Consider the following 15,518-nt stretch of genomic DNA (forward strand, 5'->3'; position numbering starts at 1 on the left):
CGATCGCAGATCCAAGTTGGATCAGCGGGAAGCGGGCTGCGCATCCTTCCATGCGGTGTAGCCACCGACGATGTCGCTGACGTCGCCGAAACCGGCCTGGCGGAGCACGCTCGCCGCGACCGACGAGCGATAGCCACCCGCGCAGTAGACGACGGTCGGCGCAGCCGGATCGAGTTCGTCGAGACGTCGCGGGATCTGTCCGACCGGGATCGCAACGGCGCCCGGGATCGTGCCCTGTTCGACCTCGCCCGGGTTGCGCACGTCGACGAGCTGGAGTCCGTCGATACTCCCGACCCGATCACCGAAGTCGGACGCGGTCATCCGGGATGCCTGGCGAACCCGGTCAGGGTGCGTCATCATCACCGCGAGCGGTTGATCGAGTTGTCCGACGACCCGGTCGAAACCGATTCGGCCGAGTCGGTTCTTGGCCTCCAACTCGAATCCGTCGTCGGTGACGAGCACGATGTCGACATCGTTCGGGACCACCGACCCGGCGAACTCGGCGTATCGACCGGCGAGGCCGACGTTGACCGACCCGACGAGGTGCCCGCGTGCGAAATCCTCGGGTGAACGTCCGTCGATGACCATCGCTCCTCCCGCCACGAGTTCGTCGACCTCGGACAACTCGAGTGATGCCGGCGGCTCCTGCTCGTGGAGCAACTCGTGCTCCTGACGGTTGAGCGCTGCGTCATACCCGAAATAGCCCGGTGCCGGAGCCTGCCCCTCGGTCACGAGCTCGAAGAACGTCTGCTTGTCCTTGGCCAGGAGCGCATAGTTCGTGGCCCGCTGCTCCCCGATCGTCGACGAGGTCTCGGTCGACAGGTTCTTGCCGCAGGCCGACCCGGCGCCGTGAGCGGGGAACACGCGCGTCGGATCCGGCAGCGTCAACAGCTTGTCGTGGAGACTGTCGTACAGCATGTCCGCCAGTTCCTCCCTGGTCACACCCATCGACGAGAGCAGATCGGGACGGCCGACGTCACCGATGAAGAGGGCGTCACCGGTCAGCACCCCGTACGGCACGGCGTCATCGGCGCGCTCACGCACGACGATGCTCATCGACTCCGGTGTGTGCCCGGGAGTGTGGCGGATCTCGAGTTCGACCTCCCCCAGCGAGATCCGTTCACCATCGGCGAGTTTGCGCGACTCGAACTCGGTCTCGGCGACCGACGAATAGCCGATCTCGGCACCGGTCGCCGCGGCCAACTCGAGGTGGCCCGACAGGAAATCGGCGTGGAAGTGCGTCTCGAGGACGAGCTCGATGGTGAGTCCCGCCGCCTCGGCATCGGCGACGTACTCGGCGATGTCGCGCTGCGGGTCGACCACGACCGCGCGACCCGAGGTCTCGTCACCGATCAGATACGACGCGTGCGACAGGCACTCGAGGTAGTACTGCGTGAACTTCATCGTGGAACTCCTTGTGCGTACGCAAGCATGCCACCTGCGAGGTTGACGACGTCACCGAATCCGGCACCGACGAGGAGTCGCGCTGCGGTCGAGCTGCGCGCGCCGCTTCGACAGACCACGACGGTCCGCCGGTCGGGATCGAGTTCGTCGAGCCGGTCGGCGAGTTGGCCGAGCGGGATGTTGACGGCACCGTCGAGCATGCCGTCGACGACTTCGTCGGGCTGACGGACGTCGATGAGCTGCGCGTCCGGGACCACAACGGTTGCGAGGTCCTCGATCGGATGGTCGCGGTGTCCGGTCACGATGCCGCCCGAAGTTCGGCGAGAACCGATTCGACATCGCAGCCGCGCCCCCGGTTGTGGGGCAGCCGGGCGAGGACGTTGCCCATCGCGCACGTGTTGGACAGCGCGGAGAACGTCAGTCCGGTGGCGACGCCGCCGGCGAGCCACTTCGCCTTGGGCACCTTCGTCGACAGCAACAACCCGGCCAGCGAGATCGCCCCGGCGACGAAGCGCACCTGGCGATCCATCGCCCACGTTGCGTTCGACCCGCGCACCACGTCACCACCCGATCCGATCCACGCGTCGAGGCCACCCTCGAGGAGGTGGAGCTGCTGCTTGCCGGCCTCGGTCAACTTCGCATGGGCTCGATCGGCGCGGGCGCCCGATGCGCACACGAGCACGACGGGATGTTCGACCGAGGCGAGGTCGCCGACGTGTTCGCCGAGAGTGTCGAGGGGAACGTTGTACGAGCCGGCGATGTGGACGCCGTCGAACTCACCTCCCGACCGCACGTCGAGGATGCGCGTGGACGGGTCGGTGGCGATCATCGCGGCGAGTCGGGCGGCGTCGATGACGTCGGTGTCGGGAAGTTCGAGGGTCTGGGTCATGGTCACTCCTGTGGTGATGGACGGCTGTGCGCCGGAGATGGATGTGGTGGTCGATGCTGGTGTGTGGACATGGACATTCGGGTCAGGCACCGAGGACGGTGGACATGGCGGTGTAGGTGGCGACGGCGGCGAGCATCAACGCGAAACCGCGCGTCAGCCGATCGGCGTCGATCCCGCGAGCGACACGGGTGCCGACCAGCACGCCGACCGTCACGGTCGTGAGGAACGGCACGACGACACCCCAGTCGAGGTCGAGGTCGCCGGAGCGCATCCCGAGCGCGATCGCGGCGTTGACGGCGATGACCACCAACGACGTGCCGATCGCGACTCGCGTCGGGAACTTCAACAGCAGCGTGAGCGCCGGGACGACAGCGAAGCCGCCGCCGACGCCGAACAATCCGGTCAGCATTCCCACCGCGGTCGCCGCACCGGCGAGTTCGAGCACCGCTCGCGCCGACCACACCATCGTGGGCCGAGCCACGCGCTCCATCGTGTCGACCCCGGCGGTTCCGCCGGCCGAGCCGGACCCGACGGGGGTGGCGACGACGCTCGGTTGCGACGGACCCCGACCGGCGCTGCGATACATCCGTACGGCGACGAACATGATCAGCACGGCGAACGCGAGGAGCAGAATCTGGTCGGCGATCGCGCGGTTGACGAGCGTGCCGATGCGCGAGCCGACGATGCCGGCGAGACCGAACGCGACACCGACACCGAGACGGACGTTTCCGTTGCGACGGTGTTGGACCGCTCCGATCGCCGCGGCCACACCGACGACGAGCAACGACGCCGTGGTCGCGGCCTGTGCGTCGAGTCCGGCGACGAACACCAGGATCGGGACGGCGAGCGTCGAGCCGCCTCCACCCAGCGCTCCGAGCGACAACCCGACGAGCAGACCGAGCACCACGGCGATGACGTCGCCATTCACGACGGTGCCTGGATCGAGGTGCGGTCACCGGCCATGATGGCTGCCGACGAAGGGTGGATGACGAGGATGAACATGCGAGATCACAAAAGACCGTACAATTTGTACGTACATTTCACAACCTCACGGTCTTCCGCGTACGCCGTCGCCCGGAGGCGCACGCCGTGAGCCCCGAATCCGTGAGCAATGTGTTCGGCGTTGTGCTGCTCCTCGCTGCGGCCGCACTGGTCATCGCCGTGCTGGTTCCGTCGCTGCGCGCCGAGCTCTCGAGATGGGCCCCGGTGGTCGTCGCCGTCGCCGCCGTCGGCGCAACCGCAGGAAGCCTCTACTACTCCGAAGTTGCCGACTACGTGCCGTGCAGGTTCTGCTGGTACCAGCGCATCGCGATGTACCCGATGGCACTGATCGTTCCGCTCGCGCTGGTCGTTCGGGATCGGAAGATCCTGCGCTCCTCGCTGGCCCTCTCCGGGGCGGGGCTCGCGACGTCGCTCTACCACATCCAACTGCAACTGTTCCCCGACCAGGCGTCCAACTCCTGCGATCTCACCAGCCCATGCACGGCCAAATGGGTCGAAGCGCTCGGCTTCATGACCATCCCCCAGATGGCCGGGATCACGTTCGCGATCATCCTCACCGCGAGCATCGTCGGGCTGCGCACGACGCGGGCTCGGTAGAGTCCGAACGTCCGGATCTTCCCGCCATCGGATCCGACGAAGGGACCCCGTGACACTCGACCGTGACAGTGCGCTGCCGCTCTGGGCGCAGTTGGAAGCCGATCTGAAGCGTCGGTTGGACGCCCGCGAGTTCGACGACCGATTTCCGACCGACAGCGAACTCGTCGATGAGTACGGCGTCAGCCGACACACCGTGCGTGAGGCGATTCGGCAGCTGAACGTCTCGGGGATCCTTCGGCGTGAACGCGGTCGTGGGACCGTGGTCAATCGCGCCGAGTTCGAACAGCCCCTCGGTGCGCTGTACAGCCTCTTCCGGTCGATCGAGGCCTCCGGTGCGATCCAACGCAGCGAAGTGGTCCAGCTCCGCCAGGAGCGTCACGCCGCCGTCGCCGCACACCTCGACGTCGACCCCGACACCCCACTCCTGTACCTCGAGCGGATCCGGTTCGCCGACGACGACCCGCTGGCGATCGACCGGGCCTGGCTCCCGATGGCGATCGCCGCTCCCCTGCTGTCGAGTGACTTCGAACGGACCGCCTTGTACGACGAACTCGAATCGAAGTGCGGCGTTCGCCCCGATGCCGGTTGGGAACGCATCGCTCCCCTGCTCCCCACCCCGGAGGAGCGCTCACTGCTGTCGATGCGCCCCGGGGAAGCCGCGTTCTTCCTGGAGCGGCTCGGTACCGCCGACGACACCCCGATCGAATGGCGCACGACCACGATCCGCGGCGACCGGTACCGCTACGTGTCGCACTTCGAGGCCGGACGAGCACCCGGCCTGGTGGCCGCCCGCACCGACTGACATGACCGACCCGCGCCGGCCGCCCAGCTCATCGACCGAGGTCCGCGGTCATGAGGTGTGTGACCGTGCCGTCTCTCGTGCCCAGCGATAGTCGGCCTTGCCGTTCGGCGCTCGATACACCTCGTCGACGAACACGATCTGGCGCGGAGCCTTGTAGTCCGCGATCGTCTTCTTGACCGTCTCGATCACGGCCTCGGCCGTCGTCGGCTCCGACACCGAGCACACCAGGACGACGGTCTCACCGAACCGCTCGTGAGGAACGCCGACGGCGTTGGCATCGATCACCGTCGGATGCAGTCGCGCGGCGACCTCGACCTCCTCGGGATAGATCTTCTCGCCCCCCGAGTTGATGCACACCGAACCGCGCCCGAGCAACGTCACCGTCGCGTCCTCGGCGATCGTCGCGAAGTCACCGGGCACCGTGTAGCGCACGCCGTCGACGACCCGGAACGTCTCGGTCGTCTTCTCCTCGTCCTGCCAGTACCCGCGAGGCATCGGCCCGGCGGCGCCGAGCATCCCCGGGGTCTCGCTGCCGCGGGGGATCACCGTGTTGGTGACCGGATCGATCGTGACCACGTTCGGCGGAGCGGTGAAGATCGCCGTTTCCGGCGGTTCGGTCCCCGGCGCGGTCATCGAGAGAGCAAACGGTCCGCCCTCGGACGCGCCGATCATGTCGATGATCATCGCGTTCGGCAGCCGCGGCTGAAACGCCCGCTTCTGATCCGCGGACAACGTCGCTCCGGTCGACACGATGCGCTGGACGCTGTCGAGGTTGCGCGAGCGACCGGCCGCTTCCGATGCATCGAGTGCCTCGTTGAGCGGACGGGCGAACGCGTCACCGACGAGGGAGATCTGGGTGACGTCGTGTTTCTCGACCAGGTCCCACAGTTCGTCGGGATCGAACGAACGGCCCCCGAGGAGCACCACGGTTCCACCCATCACGAACGCACCGATCGCGAGGAACAGCGCGGTGCCGTGCATCAGCGGTGGAGCGCACAGCATCACCGGGCTGCGACCGTCGGCCTGCAGTTGCGCCGCGATCGTCCCGACCTCGTCGGGCGTGGTCGGGATCTCGACACCCGCCGTCGTGTACGCGGTGTAGCCGAGCGCGCCGAACAGGTCGACGTGGCGCCACACGACGCCCTTGGGATTGCCGGTCGTGCCGCCGGTGTAGAGCATGACGGCGTCCTCACCCGAGCGCTCGATCCGCTCGGCCGGCTCGGACGCGGCCACCACCTCGTGATACCACTCGGCGCCCTCGATGAGCGGACTTCCATCGTCGACCTGCAGCAACGTCCTGACCGACGGGAGCATCTCGCGCGCCTCGACGACGCGATCGCCGAGGCTGCCGTGGAAAACGATCACCTCGGCGCCCGCGTTCTCGCAGATGTACGCGATCTCGGGTGCCTTGTAGCGGTAGTTGACGTTCACCGGCGTGGCCCGCAGCTTGAACGCGGCATACGCCGACTCCAGGTACTCCGGGCAGTTGTACATGAGCTGGGCGACGCGGGTTCCGATGCCGACACCCCGATCGCCGAGCGCGGTGGCCATCCGGGCGGCCCGATCGTCGAGTTCGCGCCAGGTCTGGAGGTGTTCGCCGACCACCACCGCGGTGTTGTCGGGCTGCGCGTCAGCGAGCGCCTCCCACAGTGTCGCCCAACTCTCGCTCAGTCCAGGTGCTTCTTCGGTCATCGCCTGCTCGTTTCCGTCTCGATCTCGGGCCAGATCATGACCGATTCGAACGACCTCTGTCGAAGCGCGTTCGCCGAGGAGGACCGTCTACGGTGAGGCGATGCGTATCGAAGCGATCGCCATCGGGAACGAACCGCCCGAGGACATCAACGTGATCATCGAAGTGCCGGTCGGCGGCGAGCCGATCAAGTACGAGCTCGACAAGGCGTCCGGCACTCTGTTCGTCGACCGGTTCCTCTACACGCCGATGCGATACCCCGGCAACTACGGGTTCGTTCCGCACACGCTCTCCGAGGACGGCGACCCGATCGACGTGCTGGTGTGCAACACGCGAGTGCTCGTGCCCAGCGCCGTCATCAACTGCCGCCCGATCGGTGTTCTGGTGATGGAGGACGAGGCCGGCAACGACGAGAAGATCATCGCGGTTCCGAGTTCCCATGTGAGCCGTCGCTACGACTCGGTCATGGAATACGAGCAGCTGCCCGAGATCACCCGTGATCAGATCGAGCACTTCTTCCAGCACTACAAGGATCTCGAGCCCGACAAGTGGGCGCGCATCGACCATTGGGGCGGCGCCGAGGAGGCGCGCCGGATGATCGTCGACGCGATCGCCCGCGAAGCGGGCTGAACTACTCGCTGTACTCGTGCTCCTCGCCCGGGTACACGCCGCTGTCGACCTCTTCGCGGAATGTCTTGGCGGCCTCGAGCAGCGTCTCGCCGATCTGCGCGTACTGCTTGACGAAGCGCGGGATCCGACCGCGCGACATCCCGGCCCAGTCCGACCACACGAGGAGCTGACCGTCACAGTGCGGACCTGCCCCGACCGAGATCGTCGGAATCGACAGTTCCTCGGTCACGCGTGCGGCAATCTGTGACGGCACCATCTCGAGCACGACCGCGAACGCACCCGCGTCCTCGACCGCGTGGGCATCTTCGAGCAGTTGTTCGGCGCCCTCGCCTCGACCCTGGATGATGTGACCGCCCAACCCGTGCTCGCTCTGAGGTGTGAAGCCGATGTGCGCCATCACCGGGATGCCGGCACGGACGACGCGCTTGATCTGCTTCGCACTGCGAACGCCACCCTCGAGCTTGACGGCGTGCGACCGCGTCTCCTTCATGAACCGGATCGCCGTGTGCAGCGCCTCGTCGGGCCCGTTCTCGTACGAACCGAACGGCATGTCGGCGACGACCAGCGCGCGACTCACGCCACGCACGACCGCCGCCGTGAGCGGGATCAGTTCGTCGACGGTGACCGGAATGGTCGTGTCGTATCCGAACACCGTGTTCCCGGCCGAGTCACCCACCAGCAGGAAATCGATCCCCGCCTCGTCGAAGATCGACGCCGACAGGAAGTCGTAGCTGGTGAGGCCGGTGATCTTGATCCCCTGCTCCTTCGCACGCTGGAAATGTCTCGTGCGGACGCGCTTGAGTGCAGGATCACTCGTGCCCCCACCGTATGGACGGGCCTCGTCGGTCATGGGGCCACCGTAGCCACACGATCGGCCGGGATCACCAATCGCGAAACTCCGTGCGGCCTGACGATTCACCGGCCGCCTCGCTGGGTACGTTGTCTGGCGTGCACCCCCGTCGCTCACGTCGTTCCCTCGCGCTCGCCGTCGGTGCCGTCCTCGCGCTGAGCGCGTGCAATGACGGCTCATCCGACCGGGATGCGATCGTTCCGATCCCCGGGGAGGTGGCAGGCCAGTCCGAGCGGACTCCGTCGGACGAGTCGAGCGTGCCGAGCTCCACATCCGCCCCGGCGACGACTGCGGACGTCACGACACCGGCGACCGATTCCTCGACCACCGCGGAACCGACGACCACCAGCACCACCACCACACCGCCGACCAGCTCGACGTCGAGCACGACGACATCCACGAGCACGACGACGACCACGGTGCCCGAACTCGACGTGTACGCCCCGGACTGCGTGGTCGAGGTCCGATCCGGCGACTCGCTCGGTGCGATCGCCGACAGCTACGACGACGAGACGATCACCGTGGCGAACGTCCGCGCCGAGAACGGCATCGAGGGCGAGACGATCTACCCGGGGCAGTTGCTCGACATCTGCGTCGACAACGGCCTCGACGACGTCACCGGATCCGAGCGGGAACGCAATGCGGCCGTCGTCGAATCCGAGGAACGCGCCGGAGTCCAGGCTCAGCAGGAGAAGCTCAACGAGCTCTTCGCCGGCCTCGGGATCCGGGACCTCCTCGTCGACGGGATCTCGGGACCCGTCACCGAGCAGCGCCTCTGTGCAGCGCGCCTCAGTCTCGGTCTTCCGGTCACACTCGGCGACATGGAACCGGGCAGCGCCGACGAGAAGGCCCTGATGGCGGCCGAAACGTTGAACCCGCCGTTCACGACCGCGCTGAACTCGGACCGCTGGATCCTGATCGACCGGACGTGTCAGATGATGTTCGTCGGCAGCGGTGCCGACCAATTGAACTTCGTGTTCCCGACGTCGACCGGAGAAGCCGGTTTCGAAACCCGCGACCAGGACCGGTCACGAGCCTTCCGCTACGACCCGGCGCTCGACAACGACGGCTGGCACGACAGCACCGACTACCCCGTCCCGATCGACAACCCGCTCAGCGGCAACATGTACCGCCCGCTCTACTTCGACGGCGGACAGGCGATCCACGGAGCGAACAACGTCCCGACCACACCGCAGAGCAAGGGCTGCGCCCGGCTGCGACCGGGTGACCAGGACGCGCTGATCGCATGGCTCGGCCTTGCCGATGCCGACGGACCGACCAACAGCTCCGACCGGATCAACGTGACGGTCAACGTCCAGGGCGAGTACCCCGACGGCGAGTGAATGCGCGTCGGTGCCAGGCACCAGCGCGCATTTTCAGGAACTGAGGCGTTCGAGCATCGCCTTCATCTGGGCGTGGACGAGGTTGATCGCCTGGAGCGGTCGGATCATCACCCGGAACTCGACGATCATCCCGTCGTCGTCGCACGTGATGATGTCGACCCCGTTGACGTACTTGCCCTCGACCTGGGTCTCGAACTCGAGCATTGCCGAGTTGCCCTGGCAGATCTGCTTCGTGTATCCGAACCCACCGCCCGAGCCCGAGTCGCCGCCGGCGGTCTCGTCGGATTCGCCGCCGAGGGTGCCGCCCGCCGCCGTCAGGTAGAGCTTGGTGATCTCACGACCTTCCTGGGGCGTGAAGACGATCGGAGACAGGAACACGACGTCGGGGTGCAGGATCGCGTCGAGTCCTCCCTCGAGGCGCCCGCGCATGTGATCGTGCCAACGTTCGATGCAGGCATGGATCGGATCGGTCGTCGGTGCGCTCTCGCTCATCAGCCGAGTCTGGCAAACCGTGGCTGGCGCGACCTCAACGAGGGCTCTGGCCGTCGTCGACCTTGATCGTCGTTCCGGTCACTGCGTCCGAGGCCGGAGAACACAGGTAGAGCAGGGTCGAGTCGAGCTGCGCCGGATCGCCCAGACGCTTGCGAGGCATCGCGGAACTGAAGTCACCCATCCGCTCGATCATGCCGTCCATCATCTCGCTGCGGAACGCTCCGGGCGCGATGCAGTTGACGTTGATGTGGTTGCGGGCCCATTCGACGGCCAACACCTCGCTCATCCGGGCGATCCCGGCCTTCGTGATCGAGTACAGGGCAGCACCGTGGCCGTCGTAGTTCGTCGCGGAGACGCTGGAGATGTTGATCTGACGACCCGGCCGCTTCTCGTCGATCAGGCGCCGCGCGATCTCACACGACAGGACGTAGGGCCCGCGCAGATTCGTGTCGAACACCCGGTCGATCAGGTCGATCGACATCTTGTGCGCTCGCTGGGCATCCGGGATGCCGGCGTTGTTGACGAGGATCGTGATCGTGCCGACGGCTGCAGCTCCGGCGTCCACCCCGGCGAGGATGCTCGCCGTGTCGGTCATGTCCATCTCCACACCGACGGCCGTCCCGCCGGACGATTCGATCTCCGCCACGACCTCGTCGAGGCGCTCACGACGACGCCCCGCGGCGATCACGTTGGCGCCCGAGGCGGCGAGCACCCGGGCAAAGCGACGCCCGAGTCCTGACGTCGCGCCCGTGACCAGCGCGACCTGGCCGGTCAGATCGTTGGAGATGTTCGGCAGGGGGTACTCGTCCGCGTTCATGCGACGCGACCGTATGTGAGACAGAACCCCGGTCGACGAAACGGCCGCATAGTGTTGGTCCATGCCATCGCATCCCGTTCATCCGCCCGAGTGGATCGACAGCGCCCCGATCGTCGTCGACGAGTCGATCGTGATCCACGCGCCGCCGAGTGCGGTGTGGGCCGAGATCGCCGATCACGAATCGTGGCCCGAATGGTTCACGGCGCTCGATCGTGTCGAGTCCGGGCCGACGGCGACCGGTGTCGGCGGGACCCGACGGGTGACCGCACAACGACTCCCGATCGACGAGGAGTTCACCGTGTGGGATGAGAACGAGCACTTCGCATTCGGGGTCACCGGGAGCAAGCTGCCGATCCTCGGGGCACTCGCCGAGTCGGTTCGTCTCGAATCGCTCGACGACGGAGCATCGTGCCGCGTCACCTATCGCCAGGGCGTCCAGGGGCGGACCGGTTTCGGCTGGGCGATGAAGCTGGTGTGGTCCCGTGCGGCGGCCGGCCTCCCACCGGCGCTCGAAGCGCTGAAGCTGCGCGTCGAGACCCACTCGTCCGAGTCCTGACCACCGCCGCTCCCCTCGTCACCACCACGCTTCGCGTGAGGAGTGTGCGGCGTGGCAGCGCAAGCTCCTCACGCGTTCGCCGGTGGGACGCCGAGGGAAGCGGGGCCTGATGCGAGTCGATGGCAGACGGACCCTGCTGCCATGATGCCTCCGATGGGATCCGTTGCTGTCCGTGACCTGTGGCGAGTGATCGAGCCCTGCCACCAAGCGGCGTACCGAACGTCGGAGACTCAGGCAGCGTTGTCCTCGATCGGGCTCGACGATCCCGAGTTGCAGTACTTCGGATCGCGGCTGTGTGCACTCGGCCCCATCGGTGCCGAGGTTGCGTGTGCGGTGTTGTTCGGGTTCGCTCCGAGCAAGGTCGGCGGTGCGATTCCACTCGTCTGGGAGCAAGCGACCCCGGCTGCGATCGCCGGAGCACGCCTGGATGGGGCCACTCGCACGCTGCGACGAGTCGCAGGATCGTCGATCACGCCTGAGGACATCGCGTCGGCTGCGGCCACGGTCCGAGCGGCCGCACTCGCCTGCGACGTCGGTGCGCGTCCGCTGTGCGCCGCCCACCTCGGGCTCGAATGGTCCGACGAGCCGATCGGGGTGTTGTGGCAGGCATGTACCGTGTTGCGCGAGCATCGGGGCGACTCCCATTGGGTGGTGACCGTGGCCGAGGGCCTCGACGCGGTGGAGTGCCACGTCCTGCACGCCACGGACGGCCACATGCCTCGCGACCTCCTCCAACGGGTCACCGGCTGGGATGACGCGGCGTGGGACGACGGGGTCGACCGCCTGAGCGCTCGTGGCCTGGTCGCCGATGGGCGGACCACGCCCGATGGCGCAGCGTTGAAGGCCGAGATCGAGCACCGCACCGATGAGCTCGCCTCATCGCCGTGGCAACACCTCGACGGCAACGCCATCCAGGGCATGCACCAGGTGCTCGCCAACCTCAGCGCGGCGATGGTCGCCGCCGGGGAGCTCCCGACCTGGGAGCTGCGCGAGCGTCTGTGGCGCGACCTGCCGCCTCGACCGGCGCCGAACCGGCGAGATCAGTAGAGCTGGTCGCCGGTGCCGTCTGGCGCCGTGGTACGACCTGCGGCGAGCGCCGCAACCAATCCGGTGCCGAGCGCCTGCAGATCGGATGTGACGGTCACCATCCGGAATCCCTGCGCGAGGCGCGTGGCTGCGAGCTGTGGATTGGCGTGGATCCCGGCCACGACACCGTGACGATCGCATGCGTCCAGGATCTGCCTCAACGCGTCGTTGAACGACTCGTCGTCGTGGTCACCCTTCGGTTCGAGGCCCAGCGTCAGGCTGAGATCGGCCGGGCCGACGTAGACGGCGTCGATGCCCGGAACGGCGAGGATGTCGTCGAGGTTGTTCAACGCCTCGACGGTCTCGATCATCGGAATGCACGCAACCCGCTCGTTGGCGCTGCTGTGATAGTCGGGCCCATTGACCCGTGCGGCACGGACCGGACCGTAACTCCGCGCTCCGTCCGGGGCGTACCGACAGGCTGCCACCGCGCGCTCGGCCTGCTCGACCGTGTTGACCATCGGGATGATCACACCCATCGCCCCGGCGTCGAGAACGCGCCCGATGATCCCCTGCTCGTTCCACGGAACCCGGCACGTCACCGTCGCCGATGACGACTCGAGCGCACACATCATGTCGACCACGTCGGAATAGTCCGCGAGGCCGTGCTGCATGTCGATGTTCACGTAGTCGAATCCGGCATCGCCGACGAGCTCGGCCACCGCGCTCGAGTCGCTCGTCATCCACGCGCCGAGCGTCGCGTCACCGCTGGTCCAGCGCTGCCTGAGCTCGGTCACGCGAGCACGTCCTTGCTGATGATCGTCTTCATGATCTCCGAGGTTCCGCCGTAGATCGTCGAGATGCGCGCATCGACGTACGCCGACCCGATCGGGTATTCGGTCATGTATCCGTAGCCACCGAACAGCTGGAGGCAGCGATCGGTCGTCCGCTTCTGGAGCTCGCTGCCCCACAGCTTCGACTTCGCAGCGTCGGCCGGCGACAGCTCGCGAGCGTTGAGCTTCATCACGCACTGGTCGATGAACGGTTGCGTGACATCGAGCTCGGTGGCGATCTCGGCGAGAACGAACTTCGTGTTCTGGAACGACGAGATCGGCTTGCCGAAGGCGGTGCGCTCCTTCACGTACTCGATCGTCCATTCGAGCGCGGCGCGCGACGCTGCGACGCCGTACAGGCCGATCGAGAGACGCTCCTGCGCGAGGTTGAAGCTGAGGTAGTCGAAGCCTCGGCCGATTTCGCCGAGCACGTTCGCCGCCGGCACGCGCACGTCGGAGAAGAACAGCTCCGAGGTGTCGGCGGAGTGCTGCCCGATCTTGTCGAGGTTGCGCCCACGCTCGAAGCCGAGCATCCCACGCTCGACCACGAGGAGCGACATCGAGCCGTTCCCGGAATCCGCTGCGTTCTCGCTGGTCTTGCAGGCGACGATCACGAGGTCGGAGTTGATGCCGTTCGTGATGAACGTCTTCGCGCCGTTCACGACCCATTCGTCTCCGTCGCGGACCGCTGTCGTGGCGATCGACTGGAGGTCCGACCCGGTTCCGGGCTCGGTCATCGCGATCGCGGTGATCAGCTCGCCTGACGCGATCCCGGGGAGCCAGCGCCGACGCTGCTCCTCGTTGCAGTACTCGATGAAGTACGGGGTCGTGATGTCGTTGTGGAGCATCATTCCGAGTCCGCCACCGCCGAGATTGGCCCGGGCGACCTCCTCGTTCAGCACGGCGTTGAAGCGGAAATCGCGCACGCCGCCGCCACCGAACTCCTCCGGCACCGCCATCCCGATGAACCCGTGCTTGCCCGCTTCGAGATACACGGACCGGTCCATGATCCCGTCACGCTCCCACTGCTCGACGTGAGGGCCCATCTCCTGTGCAGCAAAGGCTCGGAAGCTGTCTCGGAACAGTTCGTGATCCGACTCGTAGATCGTCATGGGGCCATCTTCGCATCCAAAATGTTCGTTGGTGCCAGGCACCGATGAACATTCGGTACGTTCGCAACCGTGATCATCTACGGTGTCGTCAACGCCAGCCCCGACTCGCTCGCGCTCGACTCGATCGCCACCACGCCCGACGAGGCCGTCGAACGTGCGCAGCACCTGCTCGCCAGCGGCGCGGATGCCATCGATCTCGGTGGACAGGGATCGACCGACTTCGCCGACGTCGTCGATCGGAGCGAGGAGTGGGCGCGAGTCGAACACCTGATTCCGGCGCTCGCCGCCCTCGGCGTCGACGTCTCGATCGACTCGTGGCGGCCCGAGGTCGTGCGCCGCTCACTCGAGGCGGGTGCGACGGTGATCAACGCTGCGGACGGCATGCAGAGCGACGAGATGTGGCAGGTCGCGTCCGACTACGACGTCCCGATCGTCGTGCCGTTCCTGTCCGGGCCGAACCCGCGAGCGATGAGCATGGTCGACGCCGATCCGGTGCAGGTGATGATCGACTTCTTCGAGGCACGTCTCGCCGATGCCGATCGGTTCGGCCTCCGCTCGCGCTGCATCGTCGACCCCGGGACGGGCTTCGCTCCGCCGAACTGGCTGTGGGAGCAGCGCTTCGAGTACCAGAAGATCGTCTACTCGAATCTGGACGAACTTCGTCGATTCGGTCTCCCGCTCTACATCGCCCTGCCGTGGAAGGAGACGGCGCAGCACGACGAACTGCTCGACATCGTCGTCCGCCAACGGCCCGAGTACGGGCGGGCGCACTACCCGGAGAAGATTCGTCGCTTCCAGGCGGCCGCCGGCATCTGACCGGACAACTGGTGCCTGACACCGGTTGTCCGGCCGGTCAGGCGTAGTTGGGATCGGGGGGCGGGATGGTGGGCGCCCCGTCGAGGACCAGTGCGACGCGTGATCCGACGGGGGCAACCGACTCACCGGTCACCGCGAACCAGCGGCCGGTGAGATTGTCGAGACGTTGCCATCCGTCGTCACCGGCATGGGCCTTCTCGAGGGCGTGGATGATCCCGCCGTGCGAAACGACGAGCAACGTCGCCTCGGGATGTCGGTCGCTCAGCCGGCGCAGCGCGTCGGTCGACCTCCCGACGATCGACTCGTCGGACTCATATCCGGGCGGCCGGCGACCGTCGGACAGGAAGCCGGGGTAGCGCTCCTCGATCTCGACGCGCGTCAGCCCTTCCCACTCTCCAGCCGAACGCTCCGCGAGATCGACGTCGGCATCGAGGAGGTCGATCCCGAGTTCGGTGGCGATGATCGCCCCCGTCGAGCGCGCCCGCTGCAGATCCGATGACACCACCGCATCGAACGGACCGTGACCGAGCGCCGCGCGCGCCGCACGGTGCGCCTGCGCCTCGCCTCGGCCGGTGAGCGGTGGATCCGCCTGGCCCTGCCATCGCCGGACGGCGTTCCACGTCGACTCGCCGTGACGAACGACGAGCATCCTCGCGCCG

Annotated in this window: 18 protein-coding genes; 7 read left to right on the forward strand and 11 right to left on the reverse strand. The window is 67.0% G+C overall.

The genetic code is table 11. From position 1 onward, the window contains the following. Window positions 1-21 precede the first annotated feature (21 nt). From WBV89_RS03560 to WBV89_RS03575, 4 genes are all read right to left on the reverse strand, one after another. On the reverse strand, window positions 22-1,404 hold the full coding sequence (locus WBV89_RS03560; RefSeq protein ID WP_423979967.1) for an MBL fold metallo-hydrolase: 1,383 nt from the start codon (window positions 1,402-1,404) through the stop codon (window positions 22-24). Next, complete coding sequence (locus tag WBV89_RS03565) at window positions 1,401-1,706, reverse strand: rhodanese-like domain-containing protein (RefSeq protein ID WP_423979968.1); 306 nt, start codon at window positions 1,704-1,706, stop codon at window positions 1,401-1,403. Before WBV89_RS03565 ends, WBV89_RS03560 begins: the two co-directional genes overlap by 4 nt. Next, window positions 1,703-2,293 carry a rhodanese-like domain-containing protein gene (locus WBV89_RS03570; RefSeq protein WP_423979969.1) on the reverse strand — a complete coding sequence of 197 codons (591 nt, stop codon included), beginning with the start codon at window positions 2,291-2,293 and terminating at the stop codon, window positions 1,703-1,705. Before WBV89_RS03570 ends, WBV89_RS03565 begins: the two co-directional genes overlap by 4 nt. Window positions 2,294-2,375: 82 nt before the next feature. Further along, window positions 2,376-3,221 (reverse strand): sulfite exporter TauE/SafE family protein, encoded by an 846-nt coding sequence (locus tag WBV89_RS03575; RefSeq protein WP_423979970.1) that lies wholly within the window; start codon window positions 3,219-3,221, stop codon window positions 2,376-2,378. 161 nt (window positions 3,222-3,382) lie between these two features. Between WBV89_RS03575 and WBV89_RS03580 the strand changes: the two genes are divergently transcribed. Next, on the forward strand, window positions 3,383-3,892 hold the full coding sequence (locus WBV89_RS03580) for a disulfide bond formation protein B (RefSeq protein WP_423979971.1): 510 nt from the start codon (window positions 3,383-3,385) through the stop codon (window positions 3,890-3,892). Window positions 3,893-3,941: 49 nt separating this feature from the next. After that, window positions 3,942-4,694 (forward strand): GntR family transcriptional regulator, encoded by a 753-nt coding sequence (locus WBV89_RS03585; protein WP_423979972.1) that lies wholly within the window; start codon window positions 3,942-3,944, stop codon window positions 4,692-4,694. Between the two features lie 48 nt (window positions 4,695-4,742). Here WBV89_RS03585 and WBV89_RS03590 read toward each other — a convergent pair whose 3' ends face one another. Beyond that, a complete protein-coding gene (locus WBV89_RS03590; RefSeq protein ID WP_423979973.1) occupies window positions 4,743-6,386 on the reverse strand; it encodes an AMP-binding protein in 1,644 nt (547 codons plus the stop codon). A gap of 100 nt (window positions 6,387-6,486) precedes the next feature. Between WBV89_RS03590 and ppa the strand changes: the two genes are divergently transcribed. Then, on the forward strand, window positions 6,487-7,014 hold the full coding sequence (gene ppa / locus WBV89_RS03595; RefSeq protein WP_423979974.1) for an inorganic diphosphatase: 528 nt from the start codon (window positions 6,487-6,489) through the stop codon (window positions 7,012-7,014). Window position 7,015: 1 nt separating this feature from the next. On the opposite strand, the gene panB is transcribed toward ppa, so the two are convergent. Then, window positions 7,016-7,864, reverse strand: coding sequence for a 3-methyl-2-oxobutanoate hydroxymethyltransferase (gene panB / locus WBV89_RS03600; RefSeq protein WP_423979975.1), 849 nt, complete (start codon window positions 7,862-7,864; stop codon window positions 7,016-7,018). Window positions 7,865-7,962: 98 nt separating this feature from the next. Here panB and WBV89_RS03605 point away from each other — a divergent pair, with 98 nt between their 5' ends. Further along, on the forward strand, window positions 7,963-9,207 hold the full coding sequence (locus tag WBV89_RS03605) for a L,D-transpeptidase family protein (RefSeq protein WP_423979976.1): 1,245 nt from the start codon (window positions 7,963-7,965) through the stop codon (window positions 9,205-9,207). Window positions 9,208-9,240: 33 nt separating this feature from the next. Here WBV89_RS03605 and WBV89_RS03610 read toward each other — a convergent pair whose 3' ends face one another. Continuing rightward, entirely contained in the window at window positions 9,241-9,699 is a 459-nt protein-coding gene (locus tag WBV89_RS03610) for a nuclear transport factor 2 family protein (protein ID WP_423979977.1), read from the reverse strand. A 34-nt stretch (window positions 9,700-9,733) separates the two neighbouring features. After that, window positions 9,734-10,516, reverse strand: a complete 783-nt coding sequence (locus tag WBV89_RS03615) for an SDR family NAD(P)-dependent oxidoreductase (RefSeq protein ID WP_423979978.1) — start codon at window positions 10,514-10,516, stop codon at window positions 9,734-9,736. Window positions 10,517-10,577: 61 nt separating this feature from the next. On the opposite strand from WBV89_RS03615, the gene WBV89_RS03620 reads away from it, so the two are divergent. Both WBV89_RS03620 and WBV89_RS03625 read left to right on the forward strand, forming a co-directional pair. After that, a complete protein-coding gene (locus WBV89_RS03620; protein ID WP_423979979.1) occupies window positions 10,578-11,072 on the forward strand; it encodes an SRPBCC family protein in 495 nt (164 codons plus the stop codon). Window positions 11,073-11,225: 153 nt separating this feature from the next. Further along, a complete protein-coding gene (locus WBV89_RS03625; RefSeq protein ID WP_423979980.1) occupies window positions 11,226-12,119 on the forward strand; it encodes an SCO6745 family protein in 894 nt (297 codons plus the stop codon). On the opposite strand, the gene WBV89_RS03630 is transcribed toward WBV89_RS03625, so the two are convergent. Both WBV89_RS03630 and WBV89_RS03635 read right to left on the reverse strand, forming a co-directional pair. Next, on the reverse strand, window positions 12,113-12,895 hold the full coding sequence (locus WBV89_RS03630) for an HpcH/HpaI aldolase family protein (protein ID WP_423979981.1): 783 nt from the start codon (window positions 12,893-12,895) through the stop codon (window positions 12,113-12,115). The two genes, WBV89_RS03625 and WBV89_RS03630, sit on opposite strands and share 7 nt — an antisense overlap. Next, window positions 12,892-14,043, reverse strand: a complete 1,152-nt coding sequence (locus WBV89_RS03635) for an acyl-CoA dehydrogenase family protein (protein ID WP_423979982.1) — start codon at window positions 14,041-14,043, stop codon at window positions 12,892-12,894. The genes WBV89_RS03630 and WBV89_RS03635 overlap by 4 nt, the downstream gene beginning before the upstream one ends. Window positions 14,044-14,112: 69 nt before the next feature. Here WBV89_RS03635 and WBV89_RS03640 point away from each other — a divergent pair, with 69 nt between their 5' ends. Further along, the gene (locus WBV89_RS03640; protein ID WP_423979983.1) at window positions 14,113-14,859 is read left to right on the forward strand and encodes a dihydropteroate synthase; all 747 of its coding nucleotides are present in this window, start codon (window positions 14,113-14,115) and stop codon (window positions 14,857-14,859) included. A gap of 37 nt (window positions 14,860-14,896) precedes the next feature. Here the strand turns inward: WBV89_RS03640 and WBV89_RS03645 are convergent, their stop codons facing one another. Then, a complete protein-coding gene (locus WBV89_RS03645; RefSeq protein WP_423979984.1) occupies window positions 14,897-15,508 on the reverse strand; it encodes a histidine phosphatase family protein in 612 nt (203 codons plus the stop codon). Between the last annotated feature and the right edge of the window lie 10 nt (window positions 15,509-15,518).

Source organism: Ilumatobacter sp., assembly GCF_049588435.1.
Taxonomy (GTDB): Bacteria; Actinomycetota; Acidimicrobiia; order Acidimicrobiales; family Ilumatobacteraceae; genus Ilumatobacter_A.

What these genes read in the sequence shown, in the direction of transcription:
- WBV89_RS03560 (WP_423979967.1), bottom strand. Translation starts at nt 1,404, where the DNA reads ATGAAGTTCACGCAGTACTACCTCGAGTGCCTGTCGCACGCGTCGTAT.
- WBV89_RS03570 (WP_423979969.1), bottom strand. Translation starts at nt 2,293, where the DNA reads ATGACCCAGACCCTCGAACTTCCCGACACCGACGTCATCGACGCCGCC.
- WBV89_RS03590 (WP_423979973.1), bottom strand. Translation starts at nt 6,386, where the DNA reads ATGACCGAAGAAGCACCTGGACTGAGCGAGAGTTGGGCGACACTGTGG.
- ppa (WP_423979974.1), top strand. Translation starts at nt 6,487, where the DNA reads ATGCGTATCGAAGCGATCGCCATCGGGAACGAACCGCCCGAGGACATC.
- panB (WP_423979975.1), bottom strand. Translation starts at nt 7,864, where the DNA reads ATGACCGACGAGGCCCGTCCATACGGTGGGGGCACGAGTGATCCTGCA.
- WBV89_RS03610 (WP_423979977.1), bottom strand. Translation starts at nt 9,699, where the DNA reads ATGAGCGAGAGCGCACCGACGACCGATCCGATCCATGCCTGCATCGAA.
- WBV89_RS03615 (WP_423979978.1), bottom strand. Translation starts at nt 10,516, where the DNA reads ATGAACGCGGACGAGTACCCCCTGCCGAACATCTCCAACGATCTGACC.
- WBV89_RS03620 (WP_423979979.1), top strand. Translation starts at nt 10,578, where the DNA reads ATGCCATCGCATCCCGTTCATCCGCCCGAGTGGATCGACAGCGCCCCG.
- WBV89_RS03625 (WP_423979980.1), top strand. Translation starts at nt 11,226, where the DNA reads ATGGGATCCGTTGCTGTCCGTGACCTGTGGCGAGTGATCGAGCCCTGC.
- WBV89_RS03635 (WP_423979982.1), bottom strand. Translation starts at nt 14,043, where the DNA reads ATGACGATCTACGAGTCGGATCACGAACTGTTCCGAGACAGCTTCCGA.
- WBV89_RS03645 (WP_423979984.1), bottom strand. Translation starts at nt 15,508, where the DNA reads ATGCTCGTCGTTCGTCACGGCGAGTCGACGTGGAACGCCGTCCGGCGA.